Below are 23466 nucleotides of genomic sequence, written 5' to 3'. Positions count from 1 at the left end.
TTAGTATGAGTTCTCCTCCTTAGGAGGCATTAGAGGAGGTTTATAAATTCCTTAGCACTTTCTCCTGGGTTGTCTGTTTTCATAAAGTTCTCACCAATTAAAAACCCTTGATACCCATAAGGGTGTAACTCCTTAATGGCGTCTATAGTGCTAATGCCACTTTCCGACACTTTCACAAACTCATTTGGAATTAATTCGCTAAGCGATTTACTAATATCTAAACTAACGTCGAAGGTTTTTAAGTTTCGATTATTAACGCCTAACATATCCAAACTCGGCATGATAGATTTATGTAATTCGTCTTCATTATGAACTTCTAGCAACACGTCTAACTGTAAGCTTTTAGCAAATTCAGAAAACTTTTTTATTTCGGCTCTTGTTAAAATGGCAGCGATGAGTAAAATAACATCGGCACCATATGCTCTAGCTTCTAGAATTTGGTATTCATCAATAATAAATTCTTTTCTTAATAACGGCAGATTACAGCTGGCTCTGGCTAACAATAAATCGTCTAGTGCACCACCAAAATATTTTAAATCAGTTAAAACGGACATGCCACAAACGCCTGCATTCTCATAACCTCTAGCAACATCTTGAACGTTTAAATTCTGATTGATAGTTGATTTTGAAGGCGATCGTCTTTTGTGTTCTGCAATAATCCCTGATGAACTGTTTCTTAATTTATTGGCTAACGAAGTCGTTTTTCTTTCAAATAAAACAGACTGTTCTAACTGAGACATTGGAATTAATGATTTTTTTAAATTGACTTCTAAACGCTTGTCGGCAACTATTTTATCTAGAATATTCATTTGCTTAATTCAATTAACGTGTTTAAACTTTGTCTTGCTTTTCCAGAAAGTAATGATTCTTTGGCTCGTTCAAACCCTTCTTTATGACTGATTTGTTTCACCGTTGCAATCGCTAAGCCCGCATTGGCACAAACGACATTGTTTTGAGCTTCGGTGCCTTTTCCTTGAATCACGTTCATGAAAATTTTAGCAGAACTTTCAATAGTGCTTCCCCCAAAAATATCTTCTTGTTTTATTTGTGAAATCCCCAAATCTTCAGGTGAAAATAATATTTCCATTTTATTGGAAATCACTTTTGTTTTTCCTGTCAAAGATATTTCATCATAGCCATCTAAAGCATGAATAATGCTATAATTTTTATCGGTGTTCTGATATAAATAACCATAAAGACGTAGTAGTTCTAAATTAAAAACCCCCACCATTTGATTTTTTGGAAAGGATGGATTTACCATAGGTCCCAAAATATTGAAGAAGGTTTTTACACCTAGTTCGCGACGAATGGGTGCCACATGTTTCATAGCTGGGTGAAACAAGGGTGCATGCAACACACAAATGCCTGCCTTGTCTATAGAACGTTTTAAAAAATCCTTATCATTTGAAAATTTAATGCCTAAAAATTCCATAACATTTGATGAGCCACATGAGGATGATACCCCGTAATTGCCATGCTTAGCCACATGCACACCCGCACCAGCCGTCACAAAAGATGCCAAGGTTGAAATGTTAAATGTGTCTTTTCCGTCACCACCAGTGCCACATAAATCAATGGCGTTAAAGTCTTTTAAATCAATAGGAATACAAAGTTCTAAAAGGCAATTTCTAAAACCTTTAAGTTCTTCAAGCGTCATGCTTCGCATCATGAAAACGGTAAGAAATGAAGCTATTTGACTTGGATTATACATCCCATTTGAAATGTTTACCAAGATTTGTTTAGCTTCTTCGCTTTCTAAGGTTTCGTGATTGATTAATCTATTAAGTATCTGCTTCATTTTTGTCATTCCTGCGAAGGCAGGAATCTAAATTTAATTCAACTTTAGTTTATAATGGATTCCTGAGTTACTGATTGATTCATATCTTATATCCATAGTCTATTGTCTATCGTCTATTGTCTAACATCTAACTATCAATCCAATTCTTCAATATCTGTTTCCCAAAAGGGGTTAGTACCGATTCAGGATGGTATTGTACGCCTTTTACATCATAGACTTTATGGCGTAAAGACATCACTTGTCCGTTAGCATCAAAAGAAGTCGCCTCTAAACTGTCTGGTAAATTAGAATCTACCACCCACGAATGATAGCGGCCTACTTCAATTTCTTTTTCTAAACCATTAAAAAGAGGTTCATCAGCTACAGTGATAGTCACTTTAGTGGCAACACCATGATAGACGTCTTCTAAATTTATAAGCGATCCGCCAAAAACCTCACCAATGGCTTGTTGCCCTAAGCATACTCCTAAGATGCTTTTGGTAGGTGCATATTTTTTAATGATTGGTTTAAGCAAGCCTGCTTCATCTGGAATTCCTGGACCTGGTGAAAGCACTATTTTATTAAAAGGCTCCACATCTTCCAGAGTTAATTTATCATTTCGAAGTACCGTAACATCGCAATTTAAATCTTCTAAATAGTGAACTAAGTTGTATGTAAAACTGTCGTAATTATCTATAACTAATACTTTCATTTTTTTATATGTCTTCAGCTAATGTGATGGCTTTTGTTAAAGCACCTAATTTATTATAAACTTCTTGTAATTCGTGTTCTGGGGTAGATTTAGAAACCAGTCCCGCACCAGCTTGCCAATGTAATTTGTGGTCTTTACTCAAAAAGGTTCTAATCATAATAGCATGATTAAAATTGCCCTCAAAATCCATAAAACCAATGGCACCACCATAAAAACCACGACTTGTTTTTTCGTATTGTTCAATCAACTGCATGGCTCTGTGTTTTGGCGCGCCGCTAAGTGTTCCTGCAGGAAACGTGTCGGCAACCACTTGCATGGTTGGTGTTTCTTTATGTTTTTGTCCTGTTACTTTGCTTACTAAATGGATAACATGCGAGAAAAATTGAACTTCGCGATAGGTGTCAACTGTTACATGGCTACCATGTCGGCTTAAATCATTTCTGGCTAAGTCTACTAACATCACATGTTCTGCATTTTCTTTACTATCTAATTTTAAGGCTTCGGCTAATTGGGCATCTTTTACATCGTCATCGGTACGTTTAAATGTACCGGCAATGGGATGGATTTCTGCTTTACCATCAGTAACGATAAGCTGTGCTTCAGGTGAACTTCCGAAAATTTTAAAATTTCCATAGTCAAAATAAAAAAGATAGGGTGATGGATTGATACTTCTTAAAGCGCGATACACGTTAAACTCATCCCCTTTAAATTCTTGAGTAAAACTTTTTGATAGTACTAGTTGAAATACATCACCTCTGGCACAATGCTTTTTTGCTAAATCAACATGAGATTTGTACTCGTCGTCTGTTAAATTGGAAGTAATAGCTCCTGATGTTGAAAATTTATAAGAAGCAAAATTTTGAATGTTTATTAAATCGTCAATTTCATGAATATTATTATCTGAATTATAACAATGCGCAAAAATATAGGCTTCATTTTTAAAATGATTGATGGCAATAATATTCTTATAAACGGCATAATACATATCGGGAATGATTATGGAATCTTCCTTTTTACTAATGGCAATATCTTCAAAATACCTTACAGCATCATATGCCGTGTAACCAAAAATGCCGTTGTGTATAAATTTAAAAGTGTCTTCAGAATCGGTTTCAAATCGTTTGGTAAACAGATGAATTTCATTAGCTAAATTAATGGTGTCATCTATGTTTGTTGATGTGGTACTTCCATCGGGAAACGTTTGTGAAATAACCTCATTTTCAACTTTAATAGATGCAATAGGATTGAAACATATATAGGAGAAGTTTTTTTGACTTTTATGGTAATCACCACTTTCCAAAAGAATGCTGTTAGGGTATTTGTCCCTTATTTTATAATAAACACTAACGGGCGTAATTGTATCAGTTAATATTTTTTTGTGGTAGGTATGTAAATTAAATGTCATCATAAATAGTTCATAAAAAAAGGCCTGTCGTGAATGACAAGCCTTTTCGATATTTTAAGTTTTAAATATACTAGGTTTTACTTCACGAAATTTGAATTTCTAAAGCTCCACCACCAAGTATTATTTAAAATTGTGTTCATTACTTTGTTTTAACTCTGCCAAATATAGAAATGAAAATATAATTACACAATAGTTTTACATGTTTTTTTAAACAAAAAACTACCGTAGTACTACGGTAGTTTATGCTGACTATCAGGGATTGAGAGAATTATTTTGCTATTAATCTTATCTTGCCTAATAATCTAATGAATTCTTTTGTTTCACCATCTGTTAAGGAACTGACGATTTTTTTCTCTGTGCTATCAATTAATTTATCTATTATATCCAGAAGTTTTAATCCTTCTTTAGTAATATAAATATCTATTTTTCTACGATTTGTTTCATTCGTATTTTTTGTAACATACTCCTTTTTAATAAGCTTATCAATTAAGCGTGTAGTGTTACTCATTTTATGTATCATGAGTTCCTGTAAAACCTCCAAACTGATTGGTTTTTCATTCTGTCCACGTAAAATTCTAAGCACATTAAATTGCTGAATGGATATGTCAAAGGGTTTAAGAACGTCGTTTAATGTTTTGTTTATTACGCCGTAAGTATATAATAAATTGATTATGGCTTTTTTAGATAAAGATAAATCTGAATTTATTTTTAAAATGGATTCAATATTCATCTTTTAACTATTGTATATACAAATGTAGGAAAAATATTTTTGAAAGTTCAGATTTCTATAAAAAATTGTTAAACAGCTTAACATGCGTTTAAGATTACTTACATTTATAGATTAGATGTATTAAAAAACTAGCTAAATGAAAATTATTAGACTCTTAATCTTGTTGCTGTTTTTTTCTTCTTGTAATGATAAGAAAACAAATGAAGGATTGAAAACCGTACAGAAAGCAGATGATAATACCATTGAAGTTGCCCATAAAACAGATCTAGAGGTGTACGATTTTGATGGCTTTCAAAAGTTTTTACAAAAAAAAGACAATAAGGTTTATGTCATCAATTTTTGGGCTACTTGGTGCGCTCCTTGTGTTAAGGAGTTGCCTTATTTTGAAAAATTGAATGAAGAGTACAAAAACAAAAATGTTGAGGTTTTATTGGTGAGTTTGGATTTTCCACATTTATATGATTCAAAATTAAAACCATTCATTAGGGACAAAAAAATAAAATCTAAAGTAGTTGCTTTAAATGATGTGGATGCTAATACTTGGATTCCAAAAGTAGATGAAAATTGGTCTGGTTCTATTCCGGCTACTGTTATTTATAAAAACGATACAAATAAATTTTTCGAACAATCGTTCACTTACGAATCATTAGAAACTGAAGTCAAACAATTTTTAAATTAGTACTATGAAAACAATTAAAATTTTATCGATGCTAACATTCATCATTGTTATGAGTGCTTTTACTGTTAACAAAACAGTAATGGTTAACGGTTATAGAGTTGGCGATGTTGCCGAAGACTTTAAATTAATGAATGTCGATGATAAGATGGTTTCTTTAGCCGATTATAGGAATGCCAAAGGATTTATTGTAACCTTTACATGTAATACGTGTCCTTATGCGCAAGCTTATGAAGATAGAATTATCGAGCTAAATAAAAAGTATGCATCTTTAGGCTATCCTGTTATAGCCATTATGCCAAATAATCCAGATGTTCAACCAGGCGATAGTATGAAAGCCATGAAAGAAAGAGCTAAAGAAAAAGGATTTACTTTTCCTTATTTAATGGATAAAGAACAAAAAGTATATCCAAAATACGGAGCTACAAAAACACCACATGTATTTGTATTGCAAAAAACCAGTAAAGGTAATGTTGTGAAATATATTGGAGCTATTGATGATAACTATCAAGATGCAAAAGCAGTTAAAACGAAGTATGTAGAAAATGCCGTTAATGCTTTATTAGAAGGAAAAGAAGTTCCAGCAAAAGAAACTAAAGCTATTGGTTGTACCATAAAAGTTTAAGGTTATAAAAAAAGGAATATAAAAAAATCTGAGGTTCACAATACTTCAGATTTTTTTCGTTTATATTAAATATAGAAGTGCTAAATTTGTAATTATATTATTTTAATTATGATAGAAGATTTATCTCAAGACGAGTGGGCAGAACAATTAGCTAATGATGATAACGCTGTAATACTTGACGTTAGAACGGATGCTGAAGTCGCCGATGGTATCATTCCAAATGCTATTCACATAGATATTTATAAAGGACAAGATTTTATTGATGAAATCGGAGCTTTAGACAAAAGTAAAAATTATTATGTTTACTGTCGGTCTGGAAATAGAAGTGGCCAAGCATGCCAAATTATGGAACAGTTAGGGTTTGAAAATGCATATAATCTTGAAGGAGGTATGATGCAATGGACAGGGGATATTGTAGATGCAGACTAATTAAAAGCAAATGAAAAAACTATCTTTTTTATATGTAATACTTATTATAACTTTTTCTAGTTGCAAAGAAGTAGAAAGCCCTAAAATAACTATTGTTTCTCCAGAAGAAATGCAAAGTTTTTTACAAGCAGATAATGTTCAGCTAATAGATGTTAGAACTGCTAAAGAATTCGAGAATGGACACATTCCTGGGGCTCAAAATATTGATTTTTTTTCACCTACTTTTGTTCAAGATATTACTAAGTTGGATAAAGACAAACCAGTATATCTTTATTGCAATTCGGGTAAGCGCAGTGCCAAATGTGCGCAAAAAATGCTTGAAGAAGGTTTTGTTAAAATTTATGATCTAGATGGAGGCTTTTCTAAATGGAAATATGAAGGTTTAGAAATTAAAAACTAATGTCATCTTTAACAATTAAAAGTGAATAATATCTAACTTATTGTAGCAAGACCAGTTTCTCTTTTTTCTGAATGATTCGATATTTTGACCTGTTTTTTTTATTTTATCTTTTTTTTAAGCGGTTCAACTTGTTATTTTTATTTCTATAACCCTTTTCTGTACTTTTATTGTAAATTGTTCAGTTCGTATACAATTAATGATTAATTCTAAATATTTTATGGAACACGGTTATTTGATTTTAGCAATATTGGCCTTATTATTTATAGGTATATATGGATATTCATATGTCCCTATTATTTTGGAAAAAAGAAAAGAAAAACAATTAAAAATTGAGCAGGTTGAGCTTCAAGAAGTAAGGAAGAAAGATAATTTGATTAAGCAAGAGCTTAGAGATGAAAGATTAAATAAGTCTTTAAAAAGAAGTGCGGAAATTAGAAAGGAGCTACAACGATTAGAGCAAATGAAGAAAAACAGAGGGAGTCTTTTTGAAGATGAATTGAACCAAATGAAAGTTGAAAAAATGAAAAAACAACAAGCTGGATAAAACACACGATTTAAAAAAAAGAATCCCTAGAAATTTTAATTTCTAGGGATTCTTTTTTTATGTATTCAAAACTATTTATTCATGTAAAAAATCAGTTTTGCCAGTTTTCTTTCTGTAAATTTTAATCATATAAATGACAACACCTACTAGCATCAAACTTAAGAAAAAATAGGTCGCAATTACGTAACCAATTCTATATTTAGGAGGTTTTCCTAAATACTGACTAATATCTTGTTTCGTATTTATTTTAATAGATTTAAAAAGTTCAGTTACAACATCCTCATCAAAATGTGTATCGCTGGCGTAGAAAAAAGTATATAAATTTTTGTTCAATAAATAAAATTCGGCTTCATAGGTAGGCGTGCCCAAATCGTTTTCAAATTTCAAATTGTAACCAGTAAAACCTTCTTTTTCAACAAGTGTTTTAGACTTTAAATAATAAGGCACTCTATATCTCATTCTGGCTATAACACGATTGTATTCATCAATTAAACTAGCATAATCATACGGTAACATTGATAGGCTCTCTTTTTGGTCTTCGTTTTCAAAAAGCACTTTTTGAGCAATAAAATTATAGGTTTCTGTTTTAAACCTAATTTGATGTATTTGTACGCCATCTACAAGCGTATCACCCTCAAAAAAATTTTCTGGGACTTCTAAAGAAACAACAGAGTCTAAGTCGTGCTGGATTATTTTGCTGTTTTGAGAGGTTATTATGCTGCTTACTAATAAAGTAAAAAGCAGAATGCATTTTTTAATAAATCGAATATTAAAGACGTTCTCCATTGTATTTTTTAAAAAATTGAACTAGCCCAAATTAGGCATTTTTTTAATTCAATGAACAATTATTAACATTTTTAGTAAAGACATGTTTATTCATGTTTTTACAATGGTGCTCAAATGTTTAACTAAGAGAGTTTAAATGGATTAAAGTTGATTTTTTTTAGAAGAAGATCGAATTATAAGCTCAGCAGGTAGAATTAATTTATTTAAAGTTACTTTTTCGTTGGGAGAATCCATCCTTTTTAAAAGGGTTTCGGCAGCTACTTTGCCTATTTGCGTACTATGTTGGTCTACAGATGTAATAGAAGGAGTCACTAAAGAAGTAAATGGTTCGTTAGTAAAACCAACCAAAGCAATATCCTTTGGAACATGTATATGTTGTTCTTGCATGACTTGTAATGCTCCCAGAGCTGCATAATCTCCAGCAGCATATATCGCATCGGGTCTGTTTTTAAGTTTTAAAAGTTGGGTCATTATTTTCCTGCCATCTTCAATACCCAAATTACTTTCTATAATCAATGATTCTTCTATAGGTAAACTGAATTTTTCTAAAGCATCTCTGTAGCCTCTAATTCTGTTTTTATATATTCTTGTATGGCTAAAGCCGGCAATATGCGCTATTCTTTTACACCCTTGTTTTACTAAATGGTCAATGACCACGTGGCTACTTAAATAATCGTCAATACCAACATAATCAACATTCAAATCATTTTCACCCCTGTCAAATAAAATTAAAGGAATGCCTTTAGACTTAATTTTTTCATAGTAATCCAGTTTAACCGTTTCATTTGCCATAGAAGCAATAATGCCATCGACTTGAGTATATAATAAAGCATCGATACTTTTGCACTCTTTGTTATAAGATTCGTTTGATTGTGCTATAATTACATTATAACCTTTATCATTTAAAACCTCTTCAATTTTTTCTATAATAGAAGAGAAAAAATGACTGTTGGCTTTAGGGATAATAACACCAACTAAATTACTTTTTCCTTTTCTTAAGGCACTGGCTAAATGGTTTGGTTGATAGTTTAAATTTTTGGCTATTTGTAAGACGGCCGCTTTGGTTTTGTCGCTTATTCTGGGATGATTATTTAAAGCCTTTGAAACCGCTGAAGGCGTAATGCCCAATACATTAGCAATATCTTTTATAGTAGTTTTTTTTTTGCTTGCCAATTTTTATATATATTTGTTTCAACGTTTGAACAAAAATAAACTTTTTTGTTAAGATAGCATTTTTATTCAAAGATTATCCTTCAAAAACCTAAGATTTAAAGAAATATTGTTTATTAGATAATAGTTTTTAAGTATGTTCAAACGATTAACCAAAATAAAATAACTAATACAATTTATTAAATGAGTAGAGTAGTAACATTTGGAGAAATCATGCTGAGATTAGCTCCTCAAGGATTTTTAAGATTTTCTCAAGCAGACAATTTTGAGGTTGTTTACGGAGGAGGAGAGTCTAACGTAGCTGTATCACTAGCAAATTATGGCATTTCAGTAGATTTTGTAACACGTTTACCAAAAAATGATATTGGTCAATGTGCGATGATGGAAATGCGTAAAAGAGGTGTTGGTGTAGATAAAATTGTTTGGGGTGGTGATCGTTTAGGTATTTATTTTTTAGAAACTGGGGCTGTATCGAGAGGTAGTAAAGTGGTTTATGATAGAGCACATTCTGCTATGTCTGAAATTCAACCTGGTATGGTTAATTGGGATGAGGTTTTTAGAGGTGTTGAATGGTTTCATTGGACAGGTATTACACCTGCAATTTCTCAAAGTTCTGCCGATGCTTGTTTGGAAGCTGTAAAAGCCGCCAGTAAATTGGGAATTACCATTTCTACGGATTTAAATTACAGAGCAAAACTTTGGAAATATGGCGGTGATCGTGAAGCTATTATGACTGAATTAACTTCTTATTGTGATGTTATTTTAGGCAACGAAGAAGATGCCGAAATGCACTTCGGAATTAAACCAGAAGGCTTGGACGTACAAACACATGGACATGATGTGAAAGCAGAAGCGTTCTTATCTGTTTGCCAACAAATGATGAAAAAATTCCCAAGAGCTAAAAAAGTTATTACAACGTTGAGAGGTTCTATCTCTGCATCTCACAATACATGGGCTGGAGTATTATATGATGGTAAAAAAATGTATGAAACCCGTCAGTATCAAATTACCGACATTGTAGATAGAGTAGGTGGTGGAGACAGTTTTATGGGTGGTTTAATATATGGATTATTAACTTATCCAGATAACGACCAAAATGCATTGGATTTTGCGGTAGCTGCCTCTTGTTTAAAACACACTATTAAAGGTGATGCTAACTTAGTAACCGTAGAAGAGGTAACAAAATTAATGGGTGGAGATGCATCTGGTAGAGTAGCGAGATAAATTAGTTTGTTTGTTGAATGTTGTAATCGTTTAATCGAGTACACGTTCAACAAATCATCAATTAACGATTAAACATATAAAAATGGCACAATTTTCAAGATTAGAAGTGGCTCAGGCTATGAAAGATACGGGCATGATTCCTTTATTTTTTCATAGTGATATAGAATTAAGTAAAAAAGTATTAAAAGCTTGTTATGATGGTGGCGCCAGACTGATGGAGTTTACAGCCCGTGGCGATTTTGCTCACGAAGTTTTTGGTGAATTAACTAAATATGCCATTAAAGAACTTCCAGGAATGATTATGGGCGTTGGTTCTGTTACAGATGGTGCTGCAGCTTCTTTATATATGGCATTAGGAGCAAACTTTATTGTAACACCAGTATTAAGAGAGGATATAGCTATTGTTTGTAATAGAAGAAAAGTGTTATGGTCTCCAGGATGTGGCTCTTTGACTGAAATTGCTAGAGCCGAAGAATTAGGTTGCGAAATAGTGAAATTATTCCCTGGTGATTTATACGGACCAAATTTTGTGAAAGGTATTAAAGGCCCTCAACCTTGGACATCTATTATGCCGACAGGTGGTGTATCTCCAACCCAAGAAAATTTGAAAGGTTGGTTTGATTCTGGTGTCACTTGTGTTGGTATGGGGTCTCAATTAATTTCAAAAGACATTATAGCAAATAAAGATTATGCTAAGCTTGAACAAGATGTAAAAGATGCCTTAGCCATTATAAAATCTGTAAGGAAGTAATAATGGAATTTGTTTCTAAAATTGAAAAGCCAAGAATTTAATTCTTGGCTTTTCAATTTTAGAAAATATAATAATTTATAGCGAAACGCCTCTGCGCCAAGGTATGAAATCGTTTTGGTTTAATAATTTGGCTTTCGTTTGAATTTTTCCACTAGCTACATCAATAATAAATCCAAGCATTTCATCTGCCATTTCATCGATGGTTTTTTCACCGCGAATGACGGCACCGGTTTCAATATCAATGATATCTGGCATCCTTTCTGCTAATTCTGTATTTGAAGACACCTTAATTATAGGGGCAATTGGATTTCCTGTAGGTGTTCCTAAACCCGTAGTGAACAACACCAGATTGGCTCCAGAACCTACCATGGCCGTGGTGCTTTCTACATCGTTTCCTGGCGTGCATAATAAGTTAAGGCCTGGTTTGGTAATGTACTCACCATAATCCAACACATCTTGCACGGGTGAGGTTCCGCCTTTTTTAGCAGCTCCAGCAGATTTCATGGCATCAGTAATCAAACCATCTTTGATATTTCCTGGAGAGGGATTCATATCAAATCCCGAACCTGCATCTACTACGGTTTTTTCATAAGCTTTCATTAATTTTAAAAACTTCTCTCCTTTGTTATCCTCTACACATCTGTTTACCAATTCCTGCTCAACACCACACAATTCCGGAAATTCAGATAATATAGCAGTGCCATTTAAGGCCGCTAACATATCTGAAACAGCTCCTAAAGTTGGATTTGCGGATATTCCCGAAAAACCATCGGACCCACCACACTCTAATCCGACTTTCAATTTAGATAATGGTGCTGGTTCCCTCTTAGCGGTATTTGCTTTTTTTATCGCTTCAAAAGATTCTTTAACTATGGCAGTTAGCATATCTTCAACAGTTCCCATTTGTTGTTGTTCAAAAATAAGAACAGGTTTGTTTAAATTCGGATTGATATCATTCAAAGCATCTTTAAAAACACTTATTTGAAGATTTTGGCAGCCTAAACTCAATACTGTTGCACCTGCCACATTTGGATTATTCACATAGCCAGCTAACAATTTGGCTAAACTTTCTGAATCTTGCCTGATAGCTCCACAACCACCTGGATGAGTCACAAACTTTACATCAATGTTGTCAAATACATCCGCTGAGGTTTTTGCTATTTCTTTTTCTTCCACACCGCTTACTAAAGAACGAAGCAAGATTTGATATGGATTTACTTTATGTTTTAAAAGTTCTTTTTCAAAAACATCTTTTAAGATTTCAATATTTCTGTTTTCGCAAAAAACCAATGGAAAAAATAACCACACATTTTCAGTGCCTACTTGTCCATCTTCTCTATGATATCCTAAAAAGGTTTTATCTTTCCACTTGTCAACATTGGGGGGTGTCCAACTAAACGTTTCGGTTCTTCCAAAAACTTTTTCACTCTGGTGTTTTACATTCTCGGTGGTTAATACATCTCCTTTTTTAATGGTTGAATTGGCTGAGCCAACAAGAACACCATACATAATAATTCTGTCACCAGATTGAAAAGTTTCTAATGCAATTTTATGTTTGGATTTAGTATCTGATAGTATTTTGATATCCTCTCCTTCAAAAGGTACAACATCGCCTGCTTTCAAATTAACTAAGGCTACAGCTACATTATCGGTAGGATTAACTTTTATGAGTTTTTTTTGCATATTTTAATGAATTATGGTCATCAATTAAAATTTAGAACTTCTTACTGTAATTGGCGTAGCCAACTTCAATACCATTTGCGTCTATTTCTTTCAAGGCTAAAGCAACTGCTTCAGTAAGGTTATCAATTTTAGTTAAATCTTCTCCCCAATATTCTTGAATACTTAATGACCTTTTAGCTATTTCTAAATAATCATCAGATTTCCAAATTTTAGTAAATGTAGTAATTATGTCTTCACTATCTTGAACGGGTAAGTTTTCTCCGTTCCAAGTACCTTTATAAAAACGAATTAATGCAGCAAACGCAAAAGTTAAATTGGTTGGTAATTTTTTATGGATGTTTACGTATTCCAATAAACTAGGAAGTACTCTAACCGTAAATTTTGAAATAGAGTTTAAAGCAATGCTAGATAAATTATGGACAATGAATGGATTTCTGAAACGATCGAAAATATCCTCAGCAAAACTATTGAGTTCTGCTTTGTCCATATCTAAGGCTTCAATAATTTCATTGAAAACAGCTTTGTTTATAAATTCACCTGTAAAAGAATTATCAACGGATTGCTTAACAGTTTTGTTTCCATAAAGCATAGAAAAAGGCACCATAGCTGTATGCGCACCATTTAAGATCCTCACTTTTCTGGTACGATACGGTTGCATGTCACCAACAATTTTAACATCTAAATCTGTTTTGTTGAAAGGTAATTTTGCTTTTAAATCGTCACCGCCTTCAATAACCCATAGGAAAAATGCTTCTGCTGCTACAATTAAATTATCTTGGTAATTTAACTGGCTGTTATAAGCTTCGATGTCATCTTTTGGATATCCAGGTACAATTCTATCCACTAATGTACTATGGAACGCATTACTTTCTAATAGCCAAGTTTTGAAATCATTTCCTAAATTCCAATCGTCTACATATTTTAAAATAATGTCTTTTAAAGTTTCAGAATTGTGGTTGATTAACTCACAAGGAATCAAGGTTAATCCTTTACTTTTATCGCCATTGAAATATTTAAAACGTTCGTGTAATAGCACTGTTAATTTAGCAGGAAATGAACTTGGTGGCTGCATATCTGGTGTATCAGAACTCACATAGGCAATACCTGCTTCAGTGGTGTTGGAAATAATAAATTCCAATGATGTTTCTTTCGCCAAACTTAAATAATCATTAAAATCAGCATAAGGATCTACTGCTTTTACGATGTTAGAAATAAGCTCCATCTGTTGGATTTCTTCACCTTTTTTTATTCCTTTCATAAACAATGTGTACAATCCATCTTGATCGTTTAGCATATTAACTAAACCTTTATCTATGGGTTGTACCACAGCTATTCCAGCATTAAAATCGGTTATTTTATTTAATTCTTGAAACGCATATCCTATAAAAGCTCTTAAAAAATTGCCTTCACCAAATTGTACTATCTTGATTGGTAATTTTTCTTCCAATCCAACATTTTTTCTATTTAATTTTTTCATTATTATTTTTAATTCAAATCTTTTTAGGTTAATCTATTAATCCGAAGACTCTAGGCAACCATAAACTTAACTCTGGTATATAAGTTACTAAAAATAAAGCAAGAACCATTGCTAAAAATAATGGCATAAGCGGTTTTATAACTTTCTCTATAGTGGTATTTGCAATGCCTACCCCTACAAACAGCACAGAACCCACCGGTGGGGTACATAATCCTATACATAAGTTTAATACCATAATAATTCCGAAGTGAATGGGGTCTATGCCAAGTTTAGTGACGACTGGTAAAAATATGGGAGTAAAAATTAATACGGCAGGTGTCATATCCATAAAAACACCTACAAAGAGTAGCAGTAGGTTGATAATTAATAATATAATTATTTTATTATCACTAATGCCAATCAGAACATCGCTTATGTTTTGAGGAATATTTTCGTAGGACATCACCCAAGACATACTCATAGATGCTCCTATTAACAACATAACAATAGCAGTTGTTGCAGAGGAATCCAACAAAATTTCCGGTAAATCTTTTAAAGATATTTCTTTGTAAACAAAACCTAATATAAGCGTATATAAAACAGCTATGGCTGAAGCTTCGGTTGCTGTAAAAACGCCTGTAACTATGCCTCCAATAACTACAACCAATAGAAATAAACTGGGTACTGCAGCTATAAAAGTTTTTACAACATCTTTAAGTTTGCTTCTTTCGCCTAATTTATAGTTCTTTTTTTTTGCCCATAAAGAAGCGACTATCATTAAAAAAATACCCGTTAATATTCCTGGAATATATCCAGCAAGAAATAAAGCAGCTATAGAGACACCGCCACTAGCTAAAGAATAAACAATTAAAACATTACTTGGAGGGATAATTAATCCGGTAGTAGAAGATGTGATGTTTACAGCAGCTCCAAACTCTTTGGAATATCCTTCTTTTTCCATCTCAGGGCCCAAAATACTACCCATGGCTGATGCTGAAGCCATAGCAGAGCCAGCAATAGCTCCCATTAACATGGCACCAATAACATTTATTAAAGCTAATCCTCCAGGAAGGGAGCCTACTAAAGTTTTTGCAAAGGCAATAAGTCTGTGGGCGATTCCTCCCTTATTCATTAATTGTCCCGAGAGCACAAAAAATGGTATGGCTAATAAAGCAAAACTATCAAGACCGGTTCCCATACGTTGAGATACAGTAGTAAATGCCGCTAAAGGGGGTATACTAACCATCATAGTCAATAATGCCGAAATAGAGATACTCCAAGCGACGGGCGTGCCGATAGATAAAAGAAATAAGAAACTGAATACTAATACAAGTACGGGTATATATTCCATCATAATTATTTTTTTAAAAGGTCTGACGTTTTATAATAAATTATTAGTATTCCACTAATTGGAATAACAATATAAACCATCGCTAATGGTATTTGTAATGCTGCTGAGCTTTGACCTAACAAATAGCTGATATATACCAGTCTAGAACCTCCGATAACTAATGCCGTAATAGAAAATAATATGATGATTACATTTACAATTCGAGCTATTTTTTTTTGATTTTCCGTACTAGTTCTAGAAGGTAAAACATCTATAGCTACGTGCATTTTCCGTCCAGAGACATAGGCGGCTCCCAATATGCCGACCCAAATCATTAAATACCTGGCTAATTCATCGGTAAATGAACTTGGCGTTCCCATTACAAATCTTGTGAATACTTGCCAAAGTACATTTATTACCATAACAGACATAATGGCAATGAGTGTTTTTCCTAGAATTTTATCAATTTTTTCTCGAAGTTTCATTAGTTGAATGTGTATTTGTGGTGTAACTATTTTGTTTAGTTTGTTTCTTGAATTTGTTGTATTAAAATATTCATTTCTGGGTTACTTTCGTACTCTTGATAAATGTCTTTAATTTTCTCTTTGAATAAAGTTTTATCTGGATTAATGATGGTGACTCCTGCTTTTTTAACTTCTTCAATGGCTTCAGCCTCTGCTTCAGCCCATAGTTTTCGCTGATATACAACTGATTTGTCAACGGACTCTTGCAGCCATTTTTTTTCTTGCGGAGACAAATTATCCCATAACTGAGTGCCAATTACTAAAACATCTGGAAGTACTGTATGTTCATCTAAAGAATAGTATTTGCAAACTTCATAGTGTCGAGACAAATAAAAACTAGGTGGATTATTTTCTGCCCCATCAACGACGCCCTGTTGCAATGAAGTATATAGTTCTCCCCATGATATTGGAGTGGGTGATCCACCAAAATCTTTAACCATATTTATAGCTGTAACACTTTCCATAACCCTGATTTTTAAGCCTTTTAAATCTTCGGGCACATTTATTGGCTTCTCTTTGGTGTAAAAACTCCTGCTACCAGCATCGTAGTAGGCTAAACCTTTAAGCCAATATTTTTCACCATCATCTAAAATCTTTTTTCCCACTGGACCATCTAATACTTTAAACGAATGGGCTTTATCTCTAAATAAAAAGGGGATTCCAAAAACCTTCATTTTAGGAGCGAAATTTTCCATTACACCTACAGAAACTTTTGTCATATCCAAGCTTCCTATTTGTAAAAGTTCAAGACATTCTCTCTCTGTGCCTAATTGCTGATTGGGATAAATTTCGAGTGTCATTTTACCTCCAGATCTTTGCTTTAAATCTTTTCCCAATTCAAGCATAGCCTTATGTACTGAATGGTTAACATCTAAGCCATGGGCAATTTTAATAGTTCTTGTTTTGCTCATTTCAGTGCAACTTGTTACTGTAATTACAAGTAAAAAAAGCAGGTATTTTAGATTCTTAATCATTATAATTAGCAATTATTTTAGTTATAAATTAAAATATTCTTTGGCATTGTAATAACTAATATCTGAAACCAGCTTACCAATCCATTCCATATCATTTGGTAATTCGCCTTTTTTTATTTCTTCGCCTAGGAGATTACAAAGAATACGTCTAAAATATTCGTGCCTAGGGAACGATAAAAAACTACGGGAATCTGTTAGCATACCTACAAAACAACTTAATAATCCCATACTAGAAAGGGTGTTTAGTTGCTTGGTCATACCATCTTTTTGGTCTAAAAACCACCAGCCAGAACCCCATTGTACTTTTCCTTTAACGCTACCATCATTAAAGTTTCCTATCATGGTTGCCATGATTTCATTATCTGCGGGATTTAAGTTATAAATAATGGTTTTCCCCAATTTATCTTTACTATCAAGAGCATTTAAAAATGCCGATAATTTTTCAGCTTGAGGATAATCGCCAATAGAATCCCATCCAGTATCTGGTCCTAAAACACGAAGCATACGGGTATTATTATTTCTTAATGCTCCTAAATGAAATTGTTGAACCCAACCGTATTCATTATAGGTTTCACATAAAAATAATAATAAGGCACTTTGGAATTTCGAAGCATCTTCATTACTAATTACTTGATTTTCTCTTTTCTTTTTGAATATGGTATAAATTTCATTTTCCGTGAAACTTTCAAAATATAAATGGCTTAATCCGTGGTCGCAAATTCTACAGCCATTTTTATGGAAATATTCAATTCTGTTCTTTAAAGCATCACATAAATCTAAATAGCTGTTTATTTGCTTATCAACAACTTTTCCTAAAGTATCAATATATTCATTATAACCATCATTTGAAATTAAAATAGCTTTGTCTGGTCTAAAAGCTGTACTTACTTTAATTGAAAAATCACTTTTAGCCAATTGTTGATGATATTGTAAATCATCTGTTGGGTCTTCTGTTGTACAGACAAATTCAACATTGGCTTTTTTAAGCAACTGTCGACAATTATAATGTCCACTTGTTAATTTTTCGTGGGTTTGTTCCCAAATTTTTTCGGCTGAATTCTCATTTAGCAAATCGTAAATATCAAAATACCGTGCTAATTCTAAATGGGTCCAATGATATAATGGGTTACGCATGGTATAAGGTACCGTTTTTGCCCAATTTAAAAATTTGTCTTTGTCCGAAGCTCTTCCTGTAATAAATTCTTCCTTAATACCCAAAGTACGCATGGCTCGCCACTTGTAGTGGTCGCCATTTATCCAAACATCCGTGATGTTTTTAAAGGTTTGGTCTTCGGCAATTTGTTGAGGAGGTAGGTGATTGTGGTAATCTATTATTGGTTGTTTTTTTGAATAATTGTGATATAATTCTTCGGCATATTTATTTTCCAATAAAAAGTTGTCATGGATAAATTTTGAGCTCATTTTATGGGTGCTACGTATTTATTATTTTATAAGTATTTAACGATTGTCAAAAATAGCCCTTAAAAATGTAAATACAATAATTATCACTTTTAAATTTAATTTATAGTACATGATCTATAAAGAAGGACTAATGAATAAATTATAGAAATGTATTGCACAAATAATTTTCTTAATAGGCTTATCCTTTTTTATGTCTTTTTAATATCTAAATAACAAACGGAAAAGCGTATAAATTTTACACAATGCAGTGAATAATTATACAGTTTTACACATAGTGCTCTTATTTAACATAGTGTTTGGAATTAATTAAAATACTTGTAATCAAATAGTTGTTGTTTTATTCTGTTTAAATGTGATTCATGGCATATTTATTTCTTTATACTAATTGTAAATAAATTATAAACTTAAATTATTAAAATCATGAAAAAGTTAATTTTAACAGTAGCAATTTTAGCAGGTGGAATGTCAACATTTGCTTTACCTAACAACATTTTACCAGCAGAATCTATCCATGTTGTAGTGAATGAAGCATTCAAAGAAATCGCTTTAGATAAATTGCCGGCAGCCGTTGCTAGTGCCGTTGAGAAAGATTTTGCTACAGCTAGTATAAGTAAGGCTTATGTAAACGACAATGAACAATACAAATTGGAACTTACGGTTGATGGAAGTACTAGTACCGTATATGCCGATAAAGAAGGAAACTGGTTAGAAGAATCAGCTATTAAAAGTGATGAAAATCAATAAAGTAGCGTTGGGTTGTAAAAGCATATCCATAGACTCAATTTTTTTAAAAAGGACGTTTTTATTTAAAAACGTCCTTTTTAAGTTTTTTTAAACATATAAGTCATCTTATCTTAATATTTTTGTAAGAACCAACTCATGTTATGAAGCATATCCTTTTAGTTGAAGATGATGTCACGTTTTCGGAGATGTTAAAACATTTTCTGGAACGGCACCATTATGTTGTCGATTCAAGCTACAATATTCAAAGTGGCATTGGTCTTTTGAAAAAGCAAAAATATGACTTGGTTTTTACCGATTTACGTCTTCCTGATGGTGATGGTATAACCTTGCTGAGGGAAATAAAAAAGAACGATAATTATATTCCGGTCGTTTTAATGACCAGTTATGCCGAGGTCTCTACAGCTGTTCAGGCAATGAAACAGGGGGCGTTCGACTATATTTCAAAACCATTCAATACAGATGAAGTTCTAGAAGTTATTAATAACGCTTTAGAAGTTAAAAAGACTGAGGTTGTTATTTCAAAAACTAGTTCCAAAAAAAATAATGACAATTCTACAACGAATTTTGTTGAAGGTATTAGTGCTGCATCTAAAACCTTAAAAGAATACATTCAATTGGTAGCTCCCACTAGTATGTCGGTTTTAATAACTGGCGAGAGTGGTACTGGCAAAGAAGTCGTTGCTAAAAATATTCATTTAAAAAGTTTACGAAAAGATAAGCCTTTTATAGCTGTTGATTGTGGTGCCATACCTAAAGAAATTGCTTCAAGTGAATTTTTTGGACATAAAAAAGGGTCTTTTACGGGAGCTATAAATGATAAAATCGGGCATTTTGAAGCAGCGAATGGAGGAACACTTTTTTTAGACGAAGTAGGTAATTTAACTTATGAAAACCAAATACAATTGTTACGGGCATTACAAGAAAGAAAAATAAAGCCTATTGGAAGTAATGATGAGATATTTGTTGATATAAGATTGGTTACAGCTACTAATGAGGATTTATTACATGCTGTCGAGAATGGAGATTTTCGTGAAGATTTGTATCATCGCTTAAATGAGTTTTCTATAAAAGTGCCTAACTTAAAAGATAGAAATGACGATTTGATTTTGTATGCCGATTTCTTTTTAGAAAAGGCAAATAAACAATTAAACAAATCCATTGTGGGATTTTCAAAAGATGTGTTGACTCTTTTTCAAAGTTATTATTGGCCTGGAAATTTACGGGAATTATCAAATGTTATTAAAAGAGCTACGTTGCTAACCCAAACCGATGTTATAGAGAAAAATGTGTTACCAGACGAGTTGGTTGAATCGCATAAAAGTACTGTTGTATCTAATAAGTTTTCATCCAAAGAGAATGAAAAAGCACTTATTATAAGTGCTTTGCAGGAAGTTGGTAATAATAAAACAAAAGCCGCCAAATTATTAAACATTACCAGAAAAACACTTTATAACAAAATGAAAGAATACCATCTTAATTAATATACGCTTCAATAGAGCTTATAAAATCATTTAAAGTATTTTCAAACTCCTCAAAAAGAGTGTTATCTATAGTTTTATTGGTTTCAAAATTTTCTAGAAATGGAATGATGGATTTTGCTTCCAATTGTTTAAACATACTAAGCATTTTATGACTTATGTTATTTATGGTATGTATGTCATTATCTTTTTTGGCCTGTTTCAATAATAGCATATTGTTTTTTGTGTCTTGCAAAAAAGTAATTAATGTTTTTTTTATGGAAGCGGTATCATTATTTAAAAAAGAACCCAACAAATCAATACTGAAACCTTTGGTTTGCTTGTCGTCTTCTCTTAATAGCTTGCTATTATTTTTTATGGAGCTAGAGCCAAAAAAATGTTTTAAAATATTTTCAAGTTTATTGGTGTCAAAAGGCTTTATTAATACCTCTGAAAAACCACTATTGATATACTCTTCTATAGATAAATTTAATCTCCCAGTCATGGCAATTATTGGCTGATTATTATATAAACTATGTTTTTTAAGAATTTCCATAAAATGGATGCCATTCATTTTGGGAAGCTGAATATCTGTTAAAACCAAATCAAAATGAATTTGGTGCATGCTCTCTAATGCTTTTTGGGCATTTTCAAAAGTATACGATTCAATGCCATACTGTTTTAAAAGATCAGAAAGAAGTTGCCGTATTGAAATATCATCTTCAACGATTATCGCTTTTAATTTAAAAACATTTTCTCTGTCGGTTGGTTTATTTATAATTATAGGTTTGGTGGAAAGTATAGTGGGAATTTTTAAAAAGAAGGTGCTTCCTTTATTTAATTCGCTTTCTAAAGTCAAAGAGCCACCCAATAATTCTGCAAGTCTTTTGGAAATAGTCAATCCCAACCCAAAACCATTTTGATTATTTTGTTTAGTACCATCTCCTTGAGTAAAAGCTTTGAAAATATTTTTTTTCTGGTCTTTACTAATACCTATTCCTGTATCGCTTACAGAAATTTGTAATATGTTTTTATTGTTTTCATTTTTAAAAGCACTTTCAATAGTAATGGTGCCCTCATTGGTGAATTTGCAGGCATTTGTAACTAAATTATATAGAATTTGTTTTATTCTGAAAGGATCACTAACAATGGGGCTGTCTGTAGTTTTATTATGTTTTACAATAAAGTGTATAGGTTTGTCTTGTACTGTATTTTTGGCATTCTGAATAATTTCGTTTACAAGTTTTTCCAGATTAAATGAGATAGATTCAACAGATATGTTATTATTTTCAAGTTTTGAAAACTCTAAAAGATCATCTACCAATTGTGCCATATACGACGAAGCATTCCGTATATGTTCTACATAATTTGATTCTTTAGTGCTATGTATTGTTTTTTGTAATAGTTCACCGTAACCAGAAATAGTACTTAAAGGTGTTCTTAAATCATGGCTTACCATAGAGATTATTTGCTCCCTACTTTTTAAAAGTGACGAAGTTGTTTTGTTAGCCAACTCCAATTGTCTGCGATAACGTTGACTTTTCCAAAAATCATTTAAAATAATAATAGAAAAAATGATGATGATGATAAAACTAATACCAGCTGCATAGAGAATAATATTCTTGCTATGGTCGAGGGTTTTTTCTCTTTGTTTATTAATATTATTTGTGTAGCTAATAATCCCTTTTTCTAGATTACTTAACAATTCCCGTAAATTCCTTGAGATGGTCAAGTCGTTTTCAATAAGTTGTTGTTCTTTTTTTTGTAAGGATATGCGTTGGAGATTGTCTTCTTTTTGGGCTTCTCTCAACATGTTTTTGGAAATGGATATTAGAGAATCAACTTGTTTTTTACCAATACTGTTAATGGAATCCAGTGGATTGTATTTATTAAGTATCTTAACATATTCTTCAAATTTACTACGTGTTTCCTTATTCAAATACTGAGGGTTTTTAACAAGGTCTCCAATAGTGACTTTTCCCAAAAGAGAATCAACCGAGCTCAGTTTGTTAATGGCTGTATTTATAGATTCATCAGAAGTATTGTTAAGTTTTAGGTTTTTTAAATCGGTGATGTTTTGAAGTTTTTTATTAATAACAAACTTAATGCTGTCCAAAATAAATTCCTGGGATTGGTTGTCGACAATAAAATTTAATGAATCTATTTTTAATAATAATTGTTTGTTTTCTTGAACGTACTGATTAAATTTTTCATTTGAATTTAGTTCGATGGCGGCTCTTGCCAAACTTTCATTTTTGTAAATATCGGCGATTAAGCTTCCCACTTTTAAAATTTTGCTCCGATCGGAAATATCTTGGTGTTGTAATTCCGTAAATGTTTTTATTTCAGAAAGTACTAAACTTCCTGAAATAGTGGCTAAAACTCCAAGAATAATATAACCTATTAAAACTTTAAAAGTGATTTTATGTTTGAATGACTTCATAAAAGATACATCGTCTTGAAAGGGTCAATTTATAAAAAAAACGAGTAATCTAATGCTTTTGTTGCTTTGAGTAATGAGCGATGTTTAGATTTTGTTTTTATATATGCTAAAAACCTCTGCCATTGTGTAAGTTAATGTTTATATATTAAGTACAATGTCACTGTTGATTTAGTTTAAGACTATTATGTTTGGTTTCAATTAGAA

Annotated in this window: 23 protein-coding genes; 9 read left to right on the top strand and 14 right to left on the bottom strand. The window is 32.3% G+C overall.

Annotated features, from left to right (window positions below; all coding sequences use genetic code 11):
• Positions 1-29 precede the first annotated feature (29 nt).
• The 5 genes from trpC to DKT72_RS15700 all read right to left on the bottom strand — a co-directional run bounded on the left by trpC (position 30) and on the right by DKT72_RS15700 (position 4624).
• Positions 30-809, bottom strand: coding sequence for an indole-3-glycerol phosphate synthase TrpC (gene trpC / locus DKT72_RS15720; protein ID WP_111309697.1), 780 nt, complete (start codon positions 807-809; stop codon positions 30-32).
• Positions 806-1798: an anthranilate phosphoribosyltransferase gene (gene trpD, locus DKT72_RS15715; protein WP_111309696.1), complete on the bottom strand. Its 993-nt coding sequence runs from the start codon at positions 1796-1798 to the stop codon at positions 806-808. Before trpD ends, trpC begins: the two co-directional genes overlap by 4 nt.
• Positions 1799-1925: 127 nt before the next feature.
• Positions 1926-2489: an anthranilate synthase component II gene (locus tag DKT72_RS15710; protein ID WP_111309695.1), complete on the bottom strand. Its 564-nt coding sequence runs from the start codon at positions 2487-2489 to the stop codon at positions 1926-1928.
• A 4-nt stretch (positions 2490-2493) separates the two neighbouring features.
• The gene (locus DKT72_RS15705) at positions 2494-3897 is read right to left on the bottom strand and encodes an anthranilate synthase component I family protein (RefSeq protein WP_111309694.1); all 1404 of its coding nucleotides are present in this window, start codon (positions 3895-3897) and stop codon (positions 2494-2496) included.
• Between the two features lie 265 nt (positions 3898-4162).
• Positions 4163-4624 (bottom strand): MarR family winged helix-turn-helix transcriptional regulator, encoded by a 462-nt coding sequence (locus tag DKT72_RS15700; protein WP_111309693.1) that lies wholly within the window; start codon positions 4622-4624, stop codon positions 4163-4165.
• Positions 4625-4760: 136 nt separating this feature from the next.
• On the opposite strand from DKT72_RS15700, the gene DKT72_RS15695 reads away from it, so the two are divergent.
• The 5 genes from DKT72_RS15695 (at position 4761) to DKT72_RS15675 (ending at position 7298) form a co-directional block, all read left to right on the top strand.
• Positions 4761-5303, top strand: a complete 543-nt coding sequence (locus DKT72_RS15695; protein WP_111309692.1) for a TlpA disulfide reductase family protein — start codon at positions 4761-4763, stop codon at positions 5301-5303.
• A gap of 4 nt (positions 5304-5307) precedes the next feature.
• Positions 5308-5925: a thioredoxin family protein gene (locus DKT72_RS15690; protein ID WP_111309691.1), complete on the top strand. Its 618-nt coding sequence runs from the start codon at positions 5308-5310 to the stop codon at positions 5923-5925.
• A 108-nt stretch (positions 5926-6033) separates the two neighbouring features.
• Positions 6034-6354 carry a rhodanese-like domain-containing protein gene (locus DKT72_RS15685; RefSeq protein WP_111309690.1) on the top strand — a complete coding sequence of 107 codons (321 nt, stop codon included), beginning with the start codon at positions 6034-6036 and terminating at the stop codon, positions 6352-6354.
• 10 nt (positions 6355-6364) lie between these two features.
• Positions 6365-6754 carry a rhodanese-like domain-containing protein gene (locus DKT72_RS15680; protein ID WP_111309689.1) on the top strand — a complete coding sequence of 130 codons (390 nt, stop codon included), beginning with the start codon at positions 6365-6367 and terminating at the stop codon, positions 6752-6754.
• Between the two features lie 217 nt (positions 6755-6971).
• Positions 6972-7298, top strand: a complete 327-nt coding sequence (locus tag DKT72_RS15675; RefSeq protein ID WP_162623337.1) for a hypothetical protein — start codon at positions 6972-6974, stop codon at positions 7296-7298.
• 75 nt (positions 7299-7373) lie between these two features.
• Here the strand turns inward: DKT72_RS15675 and DKT72_RS15670 are convergent, their stop codons facing one another.
• Together DKT72_RS15670 and DKT72_RS15665 are read right to left on the bottom strand one after the other, a co-directional pair.
• The gene (locus DKT72_RS15670; protein ID WP_111309687.1) at positions 7374-8084 is read right to left on the bottom strand and encodes a hypothetical protein; all 711 of its coding nucleotides are present in this window, start codon (positions 8082-8084) and stop codon (positions 7374-7376) included.
• 141 nt (positions 8085-8225) lie between these two features.
• Positions 8226-9257, bottom strand: coding sequence for a LacI family DNA-binding transcriptional regulator (locus DKT72_RS15665; RefSeq protein ID WP_111309686.1), 1032 nt, complete (start codon positions 9255-9257; stop codon positions 8226-8228).
• A 180-nt stretch (positions 9258-9437) separates the two neighbouring features.
• Between DKT72_RS15665 and DKT72_RS15660 the strand changes: the two genes are divergently transcribed.
• Positions 9438-10478, top strand: coding sequence for a sugar kinase (locus DKT72_RS15660; RefSeq protein ID WP_111309685.1), 1041 nt, complete (start codon positions 9438-9440; stop codon positions 10476-10478).
• Between the two features lie 82 nt (positions 10479-10560).
• Positions 10561-11229: a bifunctional 4-hydroxy-2-oxoglutarate aldolase/2-dehydro-3-deoxy-phosphogluconate aldolase gene (locus tag DKT72_RS15655; RefSeq protein WP_111309684.1), complete on the top strand. Its 669-nt coding sequence runs from the start codon at positions 10561-10563 to the stop codon at positions 11227-11229.
• A 75-nt stretch (positions 11230-11304) separates the two neighbouring features.
• Here DKT72_RS15655 and DKT72_RS15650 read toward each other — a convergent pair whose 3' ends face one another.
• From DKT72_RS15650 to uxaC, 6 genes are all read right to left on the bottom strand, one after another.
• Complete coding sequence (locus DKT72_RS15650; protein ID WP_111309683.1) at positions 11305-12912, bottom strand: UxaA family hydrolase; 1608 nt, start codon at positions 12910-12912, stop codon at positions 11305-11307.
• A gap of 31 nt (positions 12913-12943) precedes the next feature.
• Positions 12944-14389 (bottom strand): tagaturonate reductase, encoded by a 1446-nt coding sequence (locus tag DKT72_RS15645; RefSeq protein WP_111309682.1) that lies wholly within the window; start codon positions 14387-14389, stop codon positions 12944-12946.
• A gap of 28 nt (positions 14390-14417) precedes the next feature.
• Positions 14418-15719: a TRAP transporter large permease gene (locus tag DKT72_RS15640; RefSeq protein WP_111309722.1), complete on the bottom strand. Its 1302-nt coding sequence runs from the start codon at positions 15717-15719 to the stop codon at positions 14418-14420.
• A 5-nt stretch (positions 15720-15724) separates the two neighbouring features.
• Complete coding sequence (locus DKT72_RS15635; protein WP_111309681.1) at positions 15725-16183, bottom strand: TRAP transporter small permease; 459 nt, start codon at positions 16181-16183, stop codon at positions 15725-15727.
• Positions 16184-16218: 35 nt separating this feature from the next.
• Positions 16219-17133 (bottom strand): TRAP transporter substrate-binding protein, encoded by a 915-nt coding sequence (locus DKT72_RS15630; RefSeq protein ID WP_235841743.1) that lies wholly within the window; start codon positions 17131-17133, stop codon positions 16219-16221.
• Between the two features lie 84 nt (positions 17134-17217).
• The gene (gene uxaC / locus DKT72_RS15625; RefSeq protein ID WP_111309679.1) at positions 17218-18618 is read right to left on the bottom strand and encodes a glucuronate isomerase; all 1401 of its coding nucleotides are present in this window, start codon (positions 18616-18618) and stop codon (positions 17218-17220) included.
• Positions 18619-19038: 420 nt separating this feature from the next.
• Here uxaC and DKT72_RS15620 point away from each other — a divergent pair, with 420 nt between their 5' ends.
• Positions 19039-19362 (top strand): hypothetical protein, encoded by a 324-nt coding sequence (locus DKT72_RS15620; protein WP_111309678.1) that lies wholly within the window; start codon positions 19039-19041, stop codon positions 19360-19362.
• Positions 19363-19502: 140 nt separating this feature from the next.
• A complete protein-coding gene (locus DKT72_RS15615) occupies positions 19503-20843 on the top strand; it encodes a sigma-54-dependent transcriptional regulator (protein WP_111309677.1) in 1341 nt (446 codons plus the stop codon).
• Here DKT72_RS15615 and DKT72_RS15610 read toward each other — a convergent pair.
• Positions 20836-23262: a hybrid sensor histidine kinase/response regulator gene (locus DKT72_RS15610; protein WP_111309676.1), complete on the bottom strand. Its 2427-nt coding sequence runs from the start codon at positions 23260-23262 to the stop codon at positions 20836-20838. The two genes, DKT72_RS15615 and DKT72_RS15610, sit on opposite strands and share 8 nt — an antisense overlap.
• Between the last annotated feature and the right edge of the window lie 204 nt (positions 23263-23466).

The organism is Confluentibacter sediminis (assembly GCF_003258355.1).
Lineage (GTDB): Bacteria > Bacteroidota > Bacteroidia > Flavobacteriales > Flavobacteriaceae > Confluentibacter > Confluentibacter sediminis.
Note: the sequence above shows the minus strand (reverse complement) of the source record. Positions and strands in the feature narration are given on the sequence as shown.

Bases quoted from the DNA above. Each gene is read 5' to 3' on its own strand.
- DKT72_RS15655 (WP_111309684.1), top strand. From the start codon at position 10,561: ATGGCACAATTTTCAAGATTAGAAGTGGCTCAGGCTATGAAAGATACG.
- DKT72_RS15685 (WP_111309690.1), top strand. From the start codon at position 6,034: ATGATAGAAGATTTATCTCAAGACGAGTGGGCAGAACAATTAGCTAAT.
- DKT72_RS15680 (WP_111309689.1), top strand. From the start codon at position 6,365: ATGAAAAAACTATCTTTTTTATATGTAATACTTATTATAACTTTTTCT.
- DKT72_RS15635 (WP_111309681.1), bottom strand. From the start codon at position 16,183: ATGAAACTTCGAGAAAAAATTGATAAAATTCTAGGAAAAACACTCATT.
- DKT72_RS15615 (WP_111309677.1), top strand. From the start codon at position 19,503: ATGAAGCATATCCTTTTAGTTGAAGATGATGTCACGTTTTCGGAGATG.
- DKT72_RS15705 (WP_111309694.1), bottom strand. From the start codon at position 3,897: ATGATGACATTTAATTTACATACCTACCACAAAAAAATATTAACTGAT.
- DKT72_RS15650 (WP_111309683.1), bottom strand. From the start codon at position 12,912: ATGCAAAAAAAACTCATAAAAGTTAATCCTACCGATAATGTAGCTGTA.
- trpC (WP_111309697.1), bottom strand. From the start codon at position 809: ATGAATATTCTAGATAAAATAGTTGCCGACAAGCGTTTAGAAGTCAAT.
- DKT72_RS15630 (WP_235841743.1), bottom strand. From the start codon at position 17,133: ATGAGCAAAACAAGAACTATTAAAATTGCCCATGGCTTAGATGTTAAC.
- DKT72_RS15690 (WP_111309691.1), top strand. From the start codon at position 5,308: ATGAAAACAATTAAAATTTTATCGATGCTAACATTCATCATTGTTATG.
- DKT72_RS15710 (WP_111309695.1), bottom strand. From the start codon at position 2,489: ATGAAAGTATTAGTTATAGATAATTACGACAGTTTTACATACAACTTA.
- uxaC (WP_111309679.1), bottom strand. From the start codon at position 18,618: ATGAGCTCAAAATTTATCCATGACAACTTTTTATTGGAAAATAAATAT.
- DKT72_RS15645 (WP_111309682.1), bottom strand. From the start codon at position 14,389: ATGAAAAAATTAAATAGAAAAAATGTTGGATTGGAAGAAAAATTACCA.
- DKT72_RS15700 (WP_111309693.1), bottom strand. From the start codon at position 4,624: ATGAATATTGAATCCATTTTAAAAATAAATTCAGATTTATCTTTATCT.
- trpD (WP_111309696.1), bottom strand. From the start codon at position 1,798: ATGAAGCAGATACTTAATAGATTAATCAATCACGAAACCTTAGAAAGC.
- DKT72_RS15675 (WP_162623337.1), top strand. From the start codon at position 6,972: ATGGAACACGGTTATTTGATTTTAGCAATATTGGCCTTATTATTTATA.
- DKT72_RS15660 (WP_111309685.1), top strand. From the start codon at position 9,438: ATGAGTAGAGTAGTAACATTTGGAGAAATCATGCTGAGATTAGCTCCT.
- DKT72_RS15695 (WP_111309692.1), top strand. From the start codon at position 4,761: ATGAAAATTATTAGACTCTTAATCTTGTTGCTGTTTTTTTCTTCTTGT.
- DKT72_RS15610 (WP_111309676.1), bottom strand. From the start codon at position 23,262: ATGAAGTCATTCAAACATAAAATCACTTTTAAAGTTTTAATAGGTTAT.
- DKT72_RS15670 (WP_111309687.1), bottom strand. From the start codon at position 8,084: ATGGAGAACGTCTTTAATATTCGATTTATTAAAAAATGCATTCTGCTT.
- DKT72_RS15640 (WP_111309722.1), bottom strand. From the start codon at position 15,719: ATGGAATATATACCCGTACTTGTATTAGTATTCAGTTTCTTATTTCTT.
- DKT72_RS15620 (WP_111309678.1), top strand. From the start codon at position 19,039: ATGAAAAAGTTAATTTTAACAGTAGCAATTTTAGCAGGTGGAATGTCA.